The 19,308-nt window shown below is 35.4% G+C and carries 11 protein-coding genes; 5 read left to right on the forward strand and 6 right to left on the reverse strand.

All coding sequences use genetic code 11. The features are described 5' to 3' along the window. Positions 1-298 precede the first annotated feature (298 nt). On the forward strand, positions 299-3,787 hold the full coding sequence (gene dnaE, locus K3248_RS02865) for a DNA polymerase III subunit alpha (RefSeq protein ID WP_220716861.1): 3,489 nt from the start codon (positions 299-301) through the stop codon (positions 3,785-3,787). A gap of 202 nt (positions 3,788-3,989) precedes the next feature. Here dnaE and K3248_RS02870 read toward each other — a convergent pair whose 3' ends face one another. Both K3248_RS02870 and K3248_RS02875 read right to left on the reverse strand, forming a co-directional pair. Then, positions 3,990-5,231 carry an FAD-binding protein gene (locus tag K3248_RS02870; protein ID WP_220716862.1) on the reverse strand — a complete coding sequence of 414 codons (1,242 nt, stop codon included), beginning with the start codon at positions 5,229-5,231 and terminating at the stop codon, positions 3,990-3,992. A gap of 33 nt (positions 5,232-5,264) precedes the next feature. Then, the gene (locus tag K3248_RS02875; RefSeq protein WP_220716863.1) at positions 5,265-5,513 is read right to left on the reverse strand and encodes a zinc-finger domain-containing protein; all 249 of its coding nucleotides are present in this window, start codon (positions 5,511-5,513) and stop codon (positions 5,265-5,267) included. A gap of 335 nt (positions 5,514-5,848) precedes the next feature. Between K3248_RS02875 and K3248_RS02880 the strand changes: the two genes are divergently transcribed. Together K3248_RS02880 and ppx are read left to right on the forward strand one after the other, a co-directional pair. Beyond that, positions 5,849-8,017 (forward strand): RNA degradosome polyphosphate kinase, encoded by a 2,169-nt coding sequence (locus K3248_RS02880; RefSeq protein WP_371875511.1) that lies wholly within the window; start codon positions 5,849-5,851, stop codon positions 8,015-8,017. 6 nt (positions 8,018-8,023) lie between these two features. Next, positions 8,024-9,535 (forward strand): exopolyphosphatase, encoded by a 1,512-nt coding sequence (gene ppx / locus K3248_RS02885; protein ID WP_220716864.1) that lies wholly within the window; start codon positions 8,024-8,026, stop codon positions 9,533-9,535. Positions 9,536-10,975: 1,440 nt separating this feature from the next. Here the strand turns inward: ppx and rnd are convergent. Continuing rightward, a complete protein-coding gene (gene rnd, locus K3248_RS02890) occupies positions 10,976-12,130 on the reverse strand; it encodes a ribonuclease D (protein ID WP_220717140.1) in 1,155 nt (384 codons plus the stop codon). Positions 12,131-12,259: 129 nt separating this feature from the next. Between rnd and aspS the strand changes: the two genes are divergently transcribed. Both aspS and parC read left to right on the forward strand, forming a co-directional pair. Then, positions 12,260-14,056, forward strand: a complete 1,797-nt coding sequence (aspS, locus tag K3248_RS02895; RefSeq protein ID WP_220716865.1) for an aspartate--tRNA ligase — start codon at positions 12,260-12,262, stop codon at positions 14,054-14,056. A gap of 590 nt (positions 14,057-14,646) precedes the next feature. Next, complete coding sequence (gene parC / locus K3248_RS02900) at positions 14,647-16,896, forward strand: DNA topoisomerase IV subunit A (RefSeq protein ID WP_220716866.1); 2,250 nt, start codon at positions 14,647-14,649, stop codon at positions 16,894-16,896. Positions 16,897-17,302: 406 nt separating this feature from the next. Here parC and K3248_RS02905 read toward each other — a convergent pair whose 3' ends face one another. The 3 genes from K3248_RS02905 to K3248_RS02915 all read right to left on the reverse strand — a co-directional run bounded on the left by K3248_RS02905 (position 17,303) and on the right by K3248_RS02915 (position 19,307). Beyond that, positions 17,303-18,559: a multidrug effflux MFS transporter gene (locus tag K3248_RS02905; RefSeq protein WP_220716867.1), complete on the reverse strand. Its 1,257-nt coding sequence runs from the start codon at positions 18,557-18,559 to the stop codon at positions 17,303-17,305. A gap of 85 nt (positions 18,560-18,644) precedes the next feature. Beyond that, positions 18,645-18,977 (reverse strand): Grx4 family monothiol glutaredoxin, encoded by a 333-nt coding sequence (gene grxD, locus K3248_RS02910; protein ID WP_220716868.1) that lies wholly within the window; start codon positions 18,975-18,977, stop codon positions 18,645-18,647. A gap of 96 nt (positions 18,978-19,073) precedes the next feature. Next, positions 19,074-19,307, reverse strand: a complete 234-nt coding sequence (locus tag K3248_RS02915; RefSeq protein ID WP_220716869.1) for a BolA/IbaG family iron-sulfur metabolism protein — start codon at positions 19,305-19,307, stop codon at positions 19,074-19,076. Between the last annotated feature and the right edge of the window lies 1 nt (position 19,308).

The raw sequence follows: 19,308 nt of genomic DNA on the forward strand, positions 1-19,308 counted from the left end.
GCTTTATTTACACTTTGAATCTTAAACAAAAAAATCAAGATTCGAAAGAATAAATAAAAAGAGTATATTTATGTTTCTCATTTTATAAAAGTGTTTCCTTTTTTATGTATTTATTTGCTTTTAAAGAGGGATTTTCTTATTAAAAGTTTCTTATAAATAGCGATAAAATTAAGATATTTTGCCCATATGAAGAGTGGTGAATCTATAAGTTTTAGGATATGATAAGCTTAATGCTTCTCTTTTAATTAAGAGAGATATGGGATGTTTTATATTTACTTTATAGTAGGAAATTTTAAGCGTGGCAAAAGATAAAAGTAAAATTCGAGATGATAAAAACTCTCTTCCTCGTTTCATTCATTTGAGAGTGCATTCAGCTTATTCATTGCTCGAAGGGGCTTTAAAAATTCCACAAATTGTCCAACAGGCAATTTCAGATCATACGCCAGCAGTTGCAATTACGGATACGAATAATTTATTTGGTGCTTTGGAGTTTTCGCAACACTGTCTTTCACATGGTATTCAACCCATTATTGGCTGTCAACTCACAGTTGATTTTGAAGATAAAAATGATAATACTCGTTTAGAGAAAGGACGCCAACCTTCTGATTTTTTTTCTCTTGTTTTGTTGGCTGCAAGCGATATTGGTTATGCTCATTTAGTGCGTCTTGTTAGTCGTGCATATCTTGATAAATGCGATACTGAACCTCCTCATATCAAAGCTGATTGGTTGTCATCACACAGTGAAGGGATTATTGCTTTAACTGGTGGTAAAGGAGGACCGATTAATTTTTTTCTGGCAGAAGAAAAACAAGAACGTGCTGTTGAATGCTTAATGTATTTGAAAGAAATTTTTAGGGACCGTCTTTATGTGGAATTACAACGCCACGGGTCTTATGACCGCAAAGTAGAAGCGGCGCTTGTTGAGCTAGCTTATGCGTATGAAATTCCTCTTGTTGCAACCAATGAAGCTTTTTTTCTAAATAGGGAAGGGTATGAAGCGCATGATGCGCTGATGGCAGTCTCTGAAGGACAACTTGTTTCTAATCCAGATCGTAAACGTGTAACACCAGATCATTATTTAAAGTCACAAGATGAAATGGTCGCGCTGTTTTCTGATTTACCAGAAGCTTTAGAAAACAGTGTTGAAATTGCATTGCGTTGTCATACTGCTACGCCAATTCGAAAACCTATTTTGCCTCGTTTTATAGAGCAGTCTTTTGAGCCAAATATAACTTTAGAAAAAGAAGATAATGAATTGTTAAGTCAGGCTAAAGCTGGCTTAAAAATGCGGCTTGAAACAATTGGATTAGCCGAAGGATATACGATTGCTGATTACGAGAAGCGGCTTGATTATGAGGTTTCTGTTATTACACGTATGCAATTTTCTGGTTACTTTCTGATCGTTTCAGATTTCATAAAATGGGCAAAAGCGCATGATATTCCTGTCGGTCCAGGGCGTGGTTCTGGTGCTGGTTCGCTTGTTGCTTATGCATTAACTATTACGGATGTTGATCCTTTGCGTTTTTCTCTTCTTTTTGAACGTTTTCTCAATCCAGATCGTGTTTCTATGCCAGATTTTGATATTGATTTTTGTCAAGAACGGCGTGAAGAAGTCATTCATTATGTTCAAAAAAAATATGGACGTGATCAAGTCGCTCAAATTATTACTTTTGGAAAGTTACAGGCACGTGCTGTGTTGCGTGATGTTGGACGTGTTCTAGAGCTTCCTTATCGTCAAGTGGATTATCTAACAAAATTGGTGCCTGCTACACCAGGCAGTCAGGTTGAATTGGCCGATGCGATCAAGGATGAACCTAAATTTGAAGAAGAAAAGAAAAAAGATCCAGCCATTGGACATGCATTAGATATAGCACTTCAGTTAGAAGGGTTGTATCGTCATGCATCAACCCATGCAGCGGGAATTGTTATTGGTGACCGACCACTGTCAGAACTTGTTCCAATGTATCGTGACCCTCGTTCTGATATGCCTGTCACACAATTTAACATGAAATATGTTGAACAGGCTGGTTTAGTAAAATTTGATTTTCTTGGATTAAAAACCCTTACTGTTTTGAAGATGGCGGTGGATTTTGTTAGCAGAAAGGGTCATAAAATAGATTTGTCGCATATTTCTTTAAATGATGAAAAAACCTACGCAATGATGGCACGTGGTGAAACAGTAGGTGTATTTCAGGTGGAAAGTTCTGGTATGCGTAAAGCGCTGATAGGGATGAAGCCAGATCGTATTGAAGATATTATTGCTCTTGTCGCACTTTATCGCCCTGGCCCAATGGAGAATATCCCAACCTATAATGCACGCAAACATGGAGAAGAGGAAATTGCATCAATCCATCCTAAAATTGATCATCTGATTCAAGAAACACAGGGGGTTATTGTCTATCAGGAGCAGGTGATGCAGATTGCTCAAGTGCTTGCTGGTTATTCGCTTGGAGAAGCAGATTTATTACGCCGTGCTATGGGAAAAAAGATTCACAAAGAAATGCAAAAACAGCGTACACGCTTTGTAGATGGAGCTGTTGCTGGTGGTGTTGATAAGGAGCAGGCCGATATCATTTTTGATCTTTTAGCAAAATTTGCAGATTACGGGTTTAATAAATCTCATGCTGCCGCTTATGCGATTGTTTCTTATCAAACAGCTTATATGAAAGCACACCATCCTGTTGAGTTTTTAGCTGCTTCAATGACATATGATATGACAAATACAGATAAGTTAAATGATTTTCGGCGTGAAGCATTAAGGTTAGGTATTAAAGTTATTGCACCTTGTGTGCAGACATCACACCGTGTTTTTGAGGTTGGTGATAACTGTATTTATTATTCTCTTGCGGCCATTAAAGGTGTAGGAGAAGCCGTTGTTGACCATATTGTCGCGTGTCGTGGAAAGAAAACTTTTAAAGATCTAGAAGATTTTTGCGAGCGTATTGATCCGCGTATTGTTAATAAGCGGGCGATGGAAAGTCTGATTTGTGCTGGTGCTTTTGATTGCTTTAATATTGCACGTGAGGTTTTATTAGCGAGTCTTGGAATACTTCATGCACGTGCACTTCGTATTTTAGAGAATAATTCTAGTGGACAAATTGATATATTTGGGATGACTGGCGGGTTAAAAGAGCCTCTCATTTTATCGCAAGCGTCTCCTTGGTTACTGACTGAAAAACTTTATAGAGAGTTTCAAGCAATAGGTTTTTACTTTTCTGCGCATCCATTGGATGAGTATCAAGCTATTCTTGCTAAAAAACGTGTGCAAACTTGGGTTACTTTTGCCAATGCTGTTAAAGGAGGAGCAAATGCGGCTAGGCTTGCTGGAACTGTTGTGGCAAAACAAGTACGTAAAACAAAATCTGGTAAAAAAATGGGGATTATTCATTTTTCTGATACGAGTGGACAATATGAGACAGTTCTCTTCTCTCAGGCACTTTCAGATTATGAGGAGTTATTAGAACCTGGAAAATCTTTTATCATTACTGTAAGTGCTGAAAACCGTTCTGAGGGTATCAGTTTACGACTTGAAACAGTACAATCTTTAGAAAAGGAAGCTTTACAGCATCACAAAATGATGCGACTCTTTATAAAAACAGTTGATATGCTTGCAGAAATTGAAAAAAATTTAAATCTTAATGGGAATGGAGAGGTAGGAATTATTCTGATTCAAGATAATGGATTGCGGGAAGTTGAAATTACGCTCCCCAAACGATATAAAGTCAATGCACATGTTGCAAGTGCTATGAAATTAATACAGGGCGTTGTCGATGTAGAATTGAGTTAGATCAAGAATTGCGTGATTTGTAACTTGATTTTGAGAGTGTTTTTTCATGGTAACTTAAAATATAGCTTCGCATTGAATTGTAAATGCTGAAGCTTCTTGCTTTTTGGGAAAACTATAGTGCAGAATTTTTTGCAGAAAAAGTTAAGAAGATAAAGCTTTTATCGATATATAATCAAAGGGATTGAGGAAAATTTTACCAGTTTTAATCATCTCTTTCAGAGAGTTTCATAGCGTCATACATATATAGCCAGTGTAGACTCGACATGATACTCTCGGGTGTACGTATTTTCATGATGAAATTACGTGCAATTGCTATGGGGCCTGTTGCATGATAGGCCATTTTATTAAAATCGCCACGTTTTTTCACGGCTGTAATGCGAGGGGAGCGTGTTTTTTCATAGAGTGAAAGTGCTTTTGTTAATGGAATATCTTTAAGAGAAAGCACTTCTGCTAATGTCGCAGCGTCTTCAATTGCCATCGCTGCACCTTGTGCTGCAAAGGGAAGGGCTGCGTGTGCACAATCACCAACAAAGACTTGTCTTTCTAAGCCTAAAAAGCGATTTTGTTTCATTTGAAAGATGGGCCAGTAACTCCATTCATCACTGTGATCAAAAATCTGCAAGATTTGAAAATTCCAATCTTTAAAAAGTGTTTTTAGTTTCTCTTTATTTCCCTTATGTGCCCATCCTTCTTTTGAATTTTCTCCATGTGTAATAGCAACAAAATTAAAAACTTTTGTTGATGATTGAATAGGGTAGACAACAAGATGATTTTTGGGCCCCATCCAAGCCGTAATTGTCTCCGTATTTTGTAATAAAGAACAAAAATTTTTAGGAAGCTTTTCAAACTCTATTGTTGCACGCCAAGCAATAAATCCTGTAAAATTCGCTTTTTCATGAAAAGGAGCCAATTGTCGTAATGTGGACCAAACTCCATCACATCCAATGAGGAGAGGTGTTGTATAAAGCTGGTGTTGTTCTGTTTTTGTGGAAGGATTTGTTTTTATTGTTTTGATATGTATCTTATTTGTTGTCGCTTGGGTAGAATCGACAAGAGTTTCTCCTATTCTATATGTGATAAGAGGGTTTTTAACAGCGGCATTGTGTAAAATTTTTTGTAAGTTAGCACGATGAATCGTAAGATAGGGTTTTTTCCAATTTTTTTCTGAGAGATTGATAAGATCAGCACGTAGATGTGTTTTTAAAGAGATGCCATCTCTTAATTCAAGAAACTGTGGTACTATAGCCACTTCGGTAAGTTTGTTCAGAATTCCCCAGCGTGCAAGGATACGTGTTGCATTTGGCGTGAGCTGAATACCTGCACCTATATTCTCAAGCTGTTTACATTTTTCAATAAGAGTGCTTGCCATTCCTTTATGTGCTAGCGCTAAAGCACAACTCAAGCCTGCGATTCCTCCTCCTACAATAATTGGTGATTGATTCATGAGTGATTTTGGATCTTATCAGAAGAAAATACATTATACTGCATTGTTTGGATGATATAAGCATCCTGTTGGATTTGTTTGATTATGCGATAATGAGGGAATATAGCGATAAAGCGTTGAACAATAAGGGCAAACTTTTTCATCTGCGGCTCCCATATCGATAAAAATATGGGGATGATCGAAGGGTTGTGTTGCACCCACGCACATAAATTCTTTTACACCAATTTCGATTATTTTATATCCAAGGTCATTTTGGAAATGGGGAATATTGTGATCAGCCATGCTGTATAAACTCCGAGTGTATTATTTGAAAAGATATGCTTTAGATCTTCTCTTCTATGGGTATTAGTTTGTAATAAAGCTTATAATAATGCAAGGTGCTTTTAAGATAAACGAACTCTCTTTTATGCCTCACAGGTCTGTTAGCGTGTTTTTCTAAATTTTATGTATAGAAATAGTTTCAAGTATTTTTAAATATGTAATGTGACTAATATAAGAAAAATTACTCATTGATATATGATGATTACGGTAACATTTTGTAAAATGTTATATGTGATATTTTTAAATAAGTTTTTTAAAGTATAAAAAAACTTTAATTATAATATGGGGAACAGAGGGTGATAAATAAAATTTCTCTATCAAATATAACGATGGAAAATCCAGCGCGGTTTGTTAATCGAGAATTTTCATGGTTACAATTTAATCATCGTGTATTAATGGAAGCTGCTAATCAAAACCATCCTTTATTAGAGCGAGTACAATTTCTTTCCATTTCAGCAGCAAATCTTGATGAGTTTTTTATGGTTCGTGTTGCTGGCCTTGTTGCCCAAATTCGTGCGCATGTTACTAGATGCAGTGCAGATGGGCATACACCACGAGAACAGTTAGATTTTGTGTTAGCAGAGATTTCAAATTTACAAATGTATCAACTGCAAGAATTGAGTCTTTTACGTTACGAATTAAAACGGCATGATATTGAAATTATTTGTCTTGATCAACTTTCAGAAATTGAAAAACTGTGGCTTGAAAAATATTTTCTTGATATAATTTTTCCCGTTCTAAAGCCTTTATTTGTTGATTCTTTTCATTCTTTTCCTTTTATCTCTAATTTAGGGCTCTCATTTGCTCTTCAATTATCTAAGGAGGGTGATCAACATGCATATACAGTATTGTTGCCACTGCCAATGTCTTTAAAACGTTTTATTCTGCTTCCTCAAAAAGGAAATAATTTTCGCTTTATCATGTATGAAGACGTTATAAAGCTTTTTATAAATCATGTTTTTCCTGATTTTGATGTTAAGGGAATTGGTATATTTAGAGTTATTCGTGATAGTGATATTGAAGTAGAAGAACAGGCGGAAGATCTCGTTCATTTTTTTGAAACAGCCCTTAAAAGGCGTCGTCGCGGTCAGGTCATTCGAATTGAGTTTGATGCGAAGATGCCAGAGAATTTGCAGAAATTTATAACAAAAGCCCTTGCTGTTCCTGATAATTGTATCAGTGTTATTGAGGGTTTTTTAGCGCTTAATATGGTTTCAGAAATTGTTTCTATTCCACGCGATGATCTTAAATTTACTCCCTATACGCCTCGTTTGCCTGAATCTATTCGTGCGCATAAGGGGGATTGTTTTGCGGCTATTCGTGAAAATGATCTTGTGATTCATCATCCTTATGAATCCTTTGATGTTGTTGTACAATTTTTACATCAAGCTGCTTGCGATCCTGATGTGATAGAAATTAAACAAACTCTTTATCGTACATCCAATAATAGTCCCATTGTCAGTGCTTTGATTGAAGCTGCTAAACGGGGGAAGTCTGTGACTGCTTTGGTTGAAGTTAAAGCGCGTTTTGATGAGGAAGCAAATATTCGTTGGGCACGTGATCTTGAATGTGCAGGTGTTCAAGTTATTTTTGGTTTTATTACATTAAAAACACATGCTAAAATGTCACTTGTTGTGAGGCGTGAAGGTAAGTATCATTGCTCTTATGTTCATCTTGGAACAGGAAATTATCATCCAGTGAATGCTAAAACTTATACTGACCTTTCTTTTTTTTCTACTGATAATAATATTGCTCATGATGTTGCGCTGCTATTCAATTATATTGCTCAATATGAGCGTCCAAATGAAGCAATGAAAATTGCTTTTTCTCCTTTAACGTTGCGCAGTCGTATTTTGAAGCATATCGAAGGAGAGATTACCAATGCACAGCAAGGAAGACCTGCTGCTATTTGGATGAAAGTTAATGCACTGGTTGACCCTGAAATTATTGATGCTCTATATTGTGCCAGTCAAGCAGGTGTACAGATTGATTTGGTGGTGCGTGGTATATGTTGCTTACGTCCTGCTATACTAGGAGTTTCAGATAATATTCGCGTAAAATCAATAGTAGGGCGTTTTCTTGAACATAGCCGCATTTTTTGTTTTGGAAATGGCGAAGATTTACCGAATGAGAACGCGCTTGTTTACTTGGGATCTGCTGATATGATGCCCCGTAATCTGGATTATCGTGTTGAAATATTGGTTCCTATTTTTAATAAAACAGTTCGTAAACAGATCCTTTTACAAATTATGTTGGCTAATATTATTGATAATCAACAAAGCTTTGATATACTCAGTGATGGAATATCTAAGCGTATTACACCGAAAGAAAATGAAAGTCCATTTAATGCGCAGGAGTATTTTATGACCAATGCAGGCCTTGCGGGATGGGAAAAATCTTTTGGATCTTCTGCTTCGCATCTGGTTGCATTGCACCGGCAGCAAGCTGAAGTGTGTAAAGATTGAAATACAATGACATATATAAATGCTCAAGGTCGGATAAAAGGCTGTAAGCCTGTTGCTGTTATTGATATTGGATCTAATTCTGTTCGTCTTGTTATCTATGAAGGTCTTGTTCGTTCCCTGACAGTTTTATTTAATGAAAAAATTCTTTGTGGTCTTGGTCAAGGGGTGGCAAAAAATGGATTTTTAGAAGAAAAATCAATGAAAATGGCGTTGCAAACTCTGAAACGATTTCGTGCGCTTTGTCGACAAATTGGAGCAGATGAAATTTATGTATTAGCAACAGCAGCAGCACGAGAAGCAAAAAATGGGTTAGAATTTATTCAAAATGCTGAAAATGTTTTGCAAAATAAAATATACCTTCTTTCAGGACATGAAGAGGCTGTATATTCAGCCTATGGAGTTATGTCTACTTTTTATCAACCAAAGGGTATTTCTGGAGATCTTGGTGGCGGAAGTCTTGAACTTATCGCAATTGATAATTCTGATGTAGGTGAAGGGATAACTCTGCCATTAGGGGGATTAAAGCTACGGTATATGTCCAATAATGACATTTCTGTAGCCACAAAAATTGTACATGAGCATTTTGATAAATCTGCTATTTTTCGTAAAGGTATGGCACGTTGTTTTTATGCTGTAGGAGGAACTTGGCGTAATTTAGCAAAACTTTATATGGTAACAAAACATTATCGGCTACCTGTCATGCATGGTTATGAAGTTGATACTGTCGAAATGCAAGATTTTTTGCATCTTGTAGCAAGTGGCAATATTGATAATATGAAAGGGATATTGGCTGTTTCAAAAAATCGTCGTCAACTTTTGTCTTATGGGGCAATTGTTCTTATTGAACTTATTCAGTGTATAGGGTTCGAAAGGATAATTTTTTCTGGAGCAGGAGTCCGTGAAGGTTTTCTTTATTCACGATTACCGCAGGCAATTCGTCATTCAGATCCTCTCATTGCAGCATGTACGGAAATGGCTATTCTACGGTCACGTTCACCCAAACAGGCAGAAGAACTTATTGATTTTACAACAAGTGCTTTTAAAGCTTTTGGGATTTCAGAAACTGAAAATGAATGCCGTTATCGTAAAGCAGCTTGCCTTCTTGCGGATATTGGCTGGCGTATACATCCAGATTATCGCGGTAATGAGGCGGCTAATCAGATAGCGTTAGGATCTTATCCAGGAATTTCTCATGAAGGACGTCTTTATGCAGCCCTTGCTGCTTTTTTTCGCAATACAAGTTCATTATTTGATGAAGAAACTCTTCCTATTTTTCAATTAGCAACCCAAAATATCATTGAAAAAGCACGTATTCTTGGTGAAGTTATGCGTATTGCACATCTTTTTAGTGCTTCTACAGTAGGAATTCTACCACATTTTTCATGGCAAAAAAAAACAGATTACATTGCATTATGTATTCCAAGTTGTTATGCTGATTTATTAGGAGAGCGCCCTCTCACTCGGTTGAAAAAATTATCAAAAATAATAAAATTTCCTCTTGCCTTTGAAACATTCTGATTTTTTGAACTTAAGTTATAAAAATTTTCTGTTTTTAAGTTCGCTCATAATTCAATTTTCATTTACCTATATCCATGATGAAATTGAGCTAAAATACTGTTATTCTATGATAAGATGTTTTGATTTATAAGATTTTAGATCTTTATATTTAATAAGTTTTTATTTTATTTCAGTGAGATAGGAAGATTCTCTAAGGCTCCATTATATTGTATATCACTTCTAAATTTCTACAAAATCGTGCTATTTTTTTTATATTTGTATCATGATCTTTAGTATAAGCAATGTTTACGCTAGATACGAGATCAATCATTTGTGTTTGGGGACTAATACCATTTCCACTTGGAGAATTCAGAAATTTTTTAGCATAATAGATCATTTGATTTTTAGAGTTATTAGATAAATTATATGCCCAAATGAAATCTATTTTTTTTCCAGTTATACTCGTAGTATAATCTGTCTATTATATTTGGTAATTTTGCCCATGACATCCCTTCATTATAATCGCCGCGTAATAAATTCATAAAGCGCCCACAGAGAACAACACGAATGTGGCGATGCCAAATGATATCAAACTTTGGGGATATATCCTGATAATTGTGGCTATATACATAGTTTCTTGCTTTTTCTTGCTTTATAAAATGTTCAGATGATATATCTCTCTCACTTATGTATTGTTTATAAAGGTTATTATACTGTTCTAGAGTATCTACTCGAGTACAGCCCAACAATACTAGTATAAAGAAAGAAGATATAAATACTTCAATATGTACTATATTATTGCGTATAGAATAACACAATATATGTAAAAATATTGCTTTATTCATTACTTTAGATCTCAATATAATCTTGTATTTTTTTAATACGTATATTGATATTTTTATTATTTGGAAGGAATTTATTCTGAATCAGAAAATAGAAAGATATATTTCTTATATGATAAAAAAGTAGCTCATATTGAGCTCTATTATAGTATATATGAAATAATTTTTCACAAAATTATATATATATATTTTTTTTTGAAAGGTATAGTGGTTAAAATGATTGGAGAATGTTGGGAATAAAAAAATTATAAGGATTTAATATTTTATTGAAAATACGGAATGTTTAAAAATTTATTTAATCCTTTTCAATGAGTTACTATCTCTTGATACAAGGGGAGAGGTGGAATTTGTTTTAATCGCAATAGGCAGCAATATGAATGATCGCCTATTAAGACCATAAAATTCATTTTCTTGATTATGATGAAATACAGGGACAGCTTTTATTGGGAGCTTATAGATGAGATTGCCATAGTTATAACAGATGTTGGTTATTCTTTTCTGTACGACATTGTAAACTGTATTTTAGACATTTTTATATGAACGCACACAGTCTTTCTTTTTAAAAGGTTTTAGTCGTGCAAATTTTACTCATGTAGAGTATTATCATTTTTTGGTTAATTTAGAGTTGTTTGGTACTTATTTTTCCATTGTTAAAATAAAATCCTATTTTTCCCTTTAGCATTTGTTCAGCTTTTTGACCAAATATTTCGTAGCGCCAACCATTCATAGCGGGAATATTTTTCTTTATACATCCATTGGCTATTTTTTCTAAATCATTCGTTGTTGCAATAATTTTAGGAGCAATACCATTTTCATTTGCAACGAGTTTTAATAATACTTTGAGAAGATCAATGGCAGCTATTGTTGTATCATTAAGTGGACTATATTTTGGAAGAGTTGGTAATGTAGCAAGATCAACTTCTAACCCCTCATGAATAGCTTCTATTAATGTTTGTGCAATTGAAAATTTATCCCATTTTTTGTTAAGACCACGCAAATGTTTTAATGCTATTTCATCTTTTGGTTGTTGGATTGCAATTTCGATAAGGCATTCATCTTTCATCATATGACGGCGTGGAATGTTATATTTTTTCGCTTGACGTTCACGCCAAGCGGCTATTTTTTGTAACACAGCAAGTTCACGCGGTTTTTTAACTTTTCCTTTTACCTTTTTCCATGCTTCTTCTTCAGGCATATCATAGGTTTGGGGGGTTGATAGAATCTTTATTTCGTCATCCATCCAATGCATACGTTTGTTTTTTTCGAGTTGTTTTTTCAAGAAGAAGTAAACGTCTCTTAGATAAGTTACATCGGCAAGCGCATAGAGTAATTGTTTTTCAGAAAGAGGGCGATAACTCCAGTCGGTAAAGCGGGATGATTTGTCAATTTGATGACCGGTACAACGTTGTACAATTTGCTCATAGGAAATAGAATCACCAAATCCGCAGATTGATCCCGCTATTTGTGTATCAAAGAGAGGGGTAGGAATGATTCCTCCAAGATAATAAATCATTTCGATATCTTGGCGTGCAGCGTGAAATACTTTTACAATATTTGGATTTTTCATGAGATCAAAAAATGGCTGTAAATTAATATCTTGTGCCATTGGATCAATCAGAATTGTTGTATTTGGTGATGCAAGCTGAATTAAGCATAGTTGAGGCCAAAAGGTCGTTTCACGGATAAATTCAGTATCAACTGTTACAAAATCAGAGGTATATAAAGAGGAAAGTGCAATTTCAAGATCTGTGGTTTGTGTAATAAGATTCATTATTCTACTATAGCTGGATAATTAAAAGTTGTTTTTATTTATTTTTTTTGTTTCTTTATTCTCATATCTTGACAAATGGTGATTAAAAAGCGTTTTTAGCGCATGTGAATATTATAATCAAAGGTAAAAACTATGCACCGTTATCGCAGTCATAATTGCGCTGCCCTTCGTAGATGTGATGTAGGAACACAGGTTCGTCTTTCTGGATGGGTTCATCGTGTTCGTGACCATGGAGGTATCCTCTTTATAGACTTACGTGACCATTTTGGAATTACACAACTTGTTGCTGATCCTGCTTCGCCAGCTTTTAAAGTTATTGAAGACGTGCGTTCTGAATGGGTTATTTGTGTGGATGGAGAGGTATGTGCACGCTCTGAAGAAGTTATTAATACAACTCTTCCGACAGGTGAGATTGAAATTTTTGTGAAAGAAGTAGAAATTCTTTCAAAGTCTCATGAGCTTCCTTTACCTGTTTTTGGTGAACCTGATTATCCAGAAGATATTCGATTGAAATATCGTTTTCTTGACTTACGTCGGGAAACTATGCACAAAAATATTATGCGTCGTACTGAAATTATTGCTGCTATTAGACGGTCTATGCAAGAGAATGGTTTTACAGAATTTATGACGCCGCTTTTGACAGCATCATCGCCTGAAGGAGCACGTGATTTTTTGGTTCCAAGCCGTATTCATCAGGGGAAGTTTTATGCACTGCCACAAGCACCTCAGCAGTATAAACAGTTATTGATGATGTCGGGTTTTGATCGTTACTTTCAAATTGCTCCCTGTTTTAGAGATGAAGATCCACGAGCAGATCGTCTTCCAGGTGAATTTTATCAATTAGATGTTGAAATGAGTTTCGTTGAGCAAGAAGATGTTCTTGTGACAATGGAACCTATTATGCGTTCTTTGTTTGAAGAATTTGCAAATGGAAAGTCTGTAACGCAAAGCTTTCCTCGTATTTCTTATGACGAAGCAATGCAAAAATATGGATCTGATAAGCCTGATTTGCGTAATCCTATCATTATGGAAGATGTTTCTTGGCATTTTTGTGATTCTGGTTTTAAAGTTTTTGCTCAGATTTTAGCAAATGATAAAAATGCTAAAGTATGGGCTATTCCGGCGAAAACAGGCGGAAGTCGTGCTTTTTGTGATCGTATGAATGCGTGGGCTCAAAGTGAGGGACAACCAGGACTTGGCTATATTTTTTGGCGTGAGGAAGAAGGAAAATTTGAAGGTGCGGGGCCTATTGCTAAAAATATTGGTGAGAAAAGGACTGAAGAAATCCGTACGCAGCTTAAACTTAAAAGTGGTGATGCTTGTTTTTTTGTTGCAGGTGATCCGAAGAAATTTGCATCTTTTGCTGGAGCAGCGCGCACACGGGTAGGGGAAGAGTTAAACCTTATCGATAAAGAGTGTTTCTCCTTAGCGTGGATTGTTGATTTTCCATTTTTTGAGTGGAATGAAGATGAGAAAAAGCTTGATTTTGCACATAATCCTTTTTCTATGCCTCAGGGAGGGCAAAAGGCTCTTACGTGTCAAGATCCTCTTACTCTTAAAGCTTTTCAGTATGATCTTGTTTGCAATGGCTATGAGATTGCATCGGGGGGCATTCGTAACCATTCACCAGAAATGATGCTCCAGGTTTTTAACCTTGCAGGTCTTTCTAAAGAAGTTGTGGAAGAGCGTTTTGGTGGTCTTTATCGTGCATTCCATTATGGAGCTCCACCGCATGGTGGTATGGCAGCAGGTGTTGACCGTATTATTATGCTTTTGCAAGGTGTCAAAAACCTGCGTGAGGTTGCTTTATTTCCTATGAATCAGCAAGCTCTTGATCTTTTAATGAGTGCTCCATCTGATGTTTCTGCTGCACAATTACATGATTTAGGGATCCGTATTGCTCCTCTTACTAGAAAAAGTGGTTCATAAACTACTTGTTTGTTTCACTTTCTTATGAATTTATAGCTTGTATGTCTTTAATTGCATGAGATGTATGTATTGCTAATAAAAAAGCTCTTAGATGGCATATTTTCTTTCAGTTTTTACGTATTGTAAAAAAAATAGATATTTTTTCTATATTATAGAATAGGGGAAAATATTATTTAATATGAGGCTGTTTTTGAAAAATTTGCGCTTTGTGAGCTTTAAATGCTTCATCAAGGTGGATTTTAACTGCATGTATTTTAATATGTGCTTTTATGAAAAATCTAAAGGTGTTGATTGCTAAGTTTAAAGATGGATGTATTTTTTATTTTCTTTGGTTCTTTGTATTAAATTTCGAAACAAGACTTTTCAGATTAATGTATTAAGGATTTCCATACCTTTTAAAGCCAAAATGTAATACAGCTGTGCACAATTTTTCAAATTGATATAATTTTCTGTTCATGTTTTAATCAGAATATTTATTTTTATATAGTCGATTTTTTTTATAAAAAGTCGTCGATTCATAAAACATTGTACTTAAAAGCTTTCTTATAGAATAATTTCTCATTATTGGGGAAATTGTTTATGTTAACACTATGTCTGATGAAATGAACTTACCTTTTGATAAAGAACATATTCAACCAATAGAATTACGTTCTGCTTTGCAGGAGCGTTATTTGGCTTATGCACTTTCTACTATTACGCATCGTGCATTGCCTGATGTGCGTGATGGGTTAAAGCCTGTACATCGGCGTATTATTCACGCAATGCGTCTTCTGAAACTGAATCCCGGACAGTCTTATGCGAAATGTGCTCGTATTATCGGGGATGTTATGGGAAAATTTCATCCGCATGGTGATGCATCTATTTATGATGCGTTGGTGCGTTTAGCTCAGAGCTTTGCTGTTCGTTATCCATTGGTTGATGGACAAGGCAATTTTGGTAATATTGATGGTGATAATGCTGCTGCTATGCGTTATACGGAAGCACGTATGACGGAAGTGGCTGCATTGTTACTTGAAGGGATTAATGAAAACGCTATTGATTTTCGTTTAACCTATAATGAGGAGGATGAAGAACCCGTTGTTTTACCGGGGGCTTTTCCTAATCTTTTAGCCAATGGTTCCTCAGGTATTGCTGTTGGTATGGCAACTTCTATTCCACCGCATAATGTTGCTGAATTATGTGATGCTGCGTTACATTTAATTGCTTATCCCAATGCAAATGATGGAGAATTAAATCAATTTGTACTCGGGCCTGATTTTCCAACAGGTGGGATTTTGATTGAACCTAAAAAGAGTATAGAAGAATCTTATCGTGTAGGGCGTGGATTCTTTCGTTTGCGTTCGCGTTGGCATAAGGAGGTTGGTAACCGTGGTTCTTATGTGATTGTCGTGACAGAAATTCCTTATCAAGTTCAAAAATCACGGCTTATTGAAAAAACAGCTGAGTTATTGCTTGCACGGCGTTTACCAATGCTTGAAGATATTCAAGATGAATCGGCAGAAGATATTCGTATTGTTCTTATGCCTAAGAATCGTAGTGTTGACCCTGAACTTCTTATGGAATCTCTTTTTAAATTGACTGACTTTGAAGTGAGATTTCCTCTTAACCTCAATGTTTTGTCTTTAGGAAAAATACCAAATGTTCTTTCTTTACGTGAAACTTTGCAGCAATGGCTTCAGCATCGTCAAGAAGTTCTTATTCGCCGCTCTCATTATAGGCTTGGTGAAATTGATGCTCGATTAGAAATTTTACAAGGATATCTTATCACGTATTTGAATCTTGATGAGGTTATTCAGATTGTCCGTGAAGAAGATGAACCCAAAAAAGAACTGATTAAGCATTTTGAATTAACAGAAAATCAAGCTGAAGCTATTCTTAATATGCGGTTGCGCTCTCTACGTAAACTTGAGGAATTTGAAATTCGGAAGGAATTTGACACCTTGAAAGCTGAAAAAGAAAAGATACTAAATGTATTAGACTCTCCTAAAAAGCAATGGAAAATAATTTCAGAGGAAATAATAAAAGTTCGTACAGCCTTTGGTCCTGAAACCTTTTTAGGAAAAAGGCGTACGACATTTGAAGAAGCACCACAGCATGATATTGATGATATTCATCAGGCGATGATTGAAAAAGAACCCGTTACGATTGTTATTTCTGAAAAAGGGTGGATGCGTGCTTTAAAGGGACATTTAAATGATTACAAAGCACTTGCTTTTAAAGAAGGAGATTGCTTAAAGCTTGCATTTCCTGCATTCACAACAGATAAGATTGTTCTTATAAATACTGGGGGAAAATTTTTTTCTATTGGTGCAAATAATTTGCCTGGAGGACGAGGGCATGGAGAACCCATTCGTCTTTTAGTTGATATGGATGATGGACACGATGTTTTGACAGCTTTTGTACATAATGCGCAAGAAAAACTACTTTTAGTTTCATTGTATGGGAATGGGTTTATTGTTCCTGCAACCGAAGTGATCGCAAATACACGAAAAGGAAAGCAAGTTATGAATGTGAAATCTCCTGATCAAGTAAAGCTTTGTGTTCCAGTTAAAGGCGATCATGTTGCAGTAATTGGTGAAAATCGCAAAATGCTCATTTTTTCTCTTGAACAAATACCAGAAATGAATCGCGGTAAAGGTGTACGTTTGCAACGCTATAAAGAGGGAGGAATTGCTGATGCTAAAACCTTTAATTTATCAGAAGGATTAAGTTGGCAAGATACAGCTGAACGTTGTTTTAACCGTCAAGCTGATGATCTTATTGAATGGATGGGAATACGTGCTGGGGTAGGACGTTTGGTTCCAAAAGGTTTTCCAAAATCAGGAAAATTTGTTAATTGAATTGTATCGTTAATTGTTTTATTGAGAGTATTTTTCAATGCTTTTCAGTACATCTCAGAACTGCATTTGTAAGCGATATGGTAAAAATGTACTATAACGACTCTTTATGTTGCTAAAAACATAATTTAACTCTTTTATTATTTTCAGTCATTAATATTACAACAGTCCATACATTGATTCTAATTTATAAGAAGAAATTTTCTTCTTTTCTAAAGGTATTGTTCCCCACATATGATCCTGCTTGTGGCGTGTGAGAAAAGTGATTTGAATTGCTTTACCATAAAGGACTATTTAAAATAGGAGCATTTTACGATACTCACTTTTAAAGTTGGGATAATCATAAATTATCATTATAAATCAATATATTAATATAATAAATAAAAGTATTTTTCATTTTTTTAGAATATTATTTATAAAGATTATGGTGATGCTGCCTAAAAAGATGTCCATGTTCAGCCCACAAGATAAGAAGTATGGCGATAAGGCCAGAGAAGAAAAAACCTGCTGAATTAGGTATGATGGTCTCGTTAAATTGTTGTGCAATAAAAAAGCTAAGGCTTGTAGCGATAGATGTTTGAAGAAAACCAGATATAGAAGATGCGGTTCCAGCTATTTCTCCGACAGTTTCGAGAGCAAGTGTATTAAAGTTGGCCATCATGCCACCACAAGAAAACATAAGTATACAGTATAATAACATGTAGAAGGAAAAAGGGATGACGCCATTTGTGAAGAGAGATCCAATAAATAAAACACATGAGGTAGCACAAAAAAGCAAAAGCATAGTGTGTGCTATACGACGCATGCCAATCTGTCCAACAAGTCGAGAATTAAAGTATGAGGAAAGAGCTTGGAATGCAGCTCCTGTTGCAAAGGCCGCTGGAAACCAGAGTCCAAGATTATAGATTCCCTCATATATTTGTTGCGAAGTATTAACAGTGGTAAAAATACAGCCTAAAACAATAGAAGCAGCCAATGTATAACAAATTGTTGTACGATTCTTTATAACTAACCAGAAATTATGTCTGATTGAAGAAAAGGAAAGAGAACGTTGTGTATAAAGAGTTTCAGGTAAGCGCAATTGAATCCAAAGCATCAACACAAAACCAATTATTGCCATGAATATAAAAATAAATTGCCAATGTCCAAACAGTAAAATAACTTGCCCTGTCGCAGGCCCAATCATTGGAGCAATAAGAAAAACCATCATGACAATAGACATAACTTTTGCCATTTCTCGGCCACTATAAAGATCACGTACAACAGAAACTGTAAGTATGCGCATAGCAGCGCCACCTACTCCTTGTAAGATCCGCAAAATTAGCAATAAAGAGAAACTCGATATAAAGGCACAACAAATTGCTGAAAATGAATAAATAGCAAGACAAATAAGAATAGGTTTACGTCGTCCATAATGATCGCTTATTGGACCAAAAAATATCTGTGTGATGCCGTAACTGATAAGATAACCAGAAATAATATAATGCTGATCATTCTCATCGAGAACATGAAGGCTATTCAAGATATCAGGCATAGCTGGTAGCATAATGTCAACAGCTATGGAATTAACGGCCATAAGTGCAGCAATGATAATTACAAATTCTTTATAACCAACTTTTGCTTTAATTGCATCTCTATGCTTTTGTTCATCAACAGAGTATGACATATGCATCCTTGAAATAAAATTTTAAATTCAATACTGTTCCCTATAAGCAGAAAGGGTCGTAAAGAGGTGAATACAATAAAAGATACTACGCTTTATTGTAGGGAATATTTTTTTCTTTGAGCAGTTCTTGTAGCTCATTATTTTGAAACATTTCTTTAACAATATCACAACCACCAATAAATTCACCTTTGATGTAAAGTTGCGGAATTGTTGGCCAATTGGAATATTCCTTAATTCCTTGGCGTAACTCATTAGAAGTTAGGATATTCACTCCTTTATAATCTACTCCTAAATAGTCAAGGATTTGAACAACCTGCCCTGAAAATCCACATTGTGGAGCCTCAGGGGTTCCTTTCATGAATAAAATGACGTCATTTGTTTTAATTTCGTTATCAATAAAATTATGAACAGTGGTCATTGCTATTCCTCGATATTACAAATTTGCAAGTACGCATTTACTCTAATGTTATTTTCTAATCGTATTGAGATAATGAATGCAAGAAGAAATTTCAGATTATTTAGGAATATGTGTTTGTAACATTAAGGCATGAAGGTCATTGCCCATATTGCCTTTCAGAGAATCATAAACCATTTTATGTTGCTGAATACGGCTTTTACCGCGAAAACTTTCAGAAATAACTTCTGCTGCATAATGTTCTCCGTCTCCAGCAAGGTCGCGAATGATCACAGTTGCATCAGGAATACCTTTGCGAATAAGTGTTTCAATTGTATGGGCACTCATTGCCATG

The organism is Bartonella raoultii (assembly GCF_019659805.1).
In the GTDB taxonomy this organism is placed as follows: Bacteria; Pseudomonadota; Alphaproteobacteria; order Rhizobiales; family Rhizobiaceae; genus Bartonella; species Bartonella raoultii.

Excerpts from the sequence above, each read along its gene's own strand:
- K3248_RS02870 (WP_220716862.1), bottom strand. The coding sequence starts at position 5,231 with ATGAATCAATCACCAATTATTGTAGGAGGAGGAATCGCAGGCTTGAGT.
- K3248_RS02875 (WP_220716863.1), bottom strand. The coding sequence starts at position 5,513 with ATGGCTGATCACAATATTCCCCATTTCCAAAATGACCTTGGATATAAA.
- ppx (WP_220716864.1), top strand. The coding sequence starts at position 8,024 with ATGACATATATAAATGCTCAAGGTCGGATAAAAGGCTGTAAGCCTGTT.
- aspS (WP_220716865.1), top strand. The coding sequence starts at position 12,260 with ATGCACCGTTATCGCAGTCATAATTGCGCTGCCCTTCGTAGATGTGAT.
- parC (WP_220716866.1), top strand. The coding sequence starts at position 14,647 with ATGTCTGATGAAATGAACTTACCTTTTGATAAAGAACATATTCAACCA.
- K3248_RS02905 (WP_220716867.1), bottom strand. The coding sequence starts at position 18,559 with ATGTCATACTCTGTTGATGAACAAAAGCATAGAGATGCAATTAAAGCA.
- grxD (WP_220716868.1), bottom strand. The coding sequence starts at position 18,977 with ATGACCACTGTTCATAATTTTATTGATAACGAAATTAAAACAAATGAC.
- K3248_RS02915 (WP_220716869.1), bottom strand. The coding sequence starts at position 19,307 with ATGGCAATGAGTGCCCATACAATTGAAACACTTATTCGCAAAGGTATT.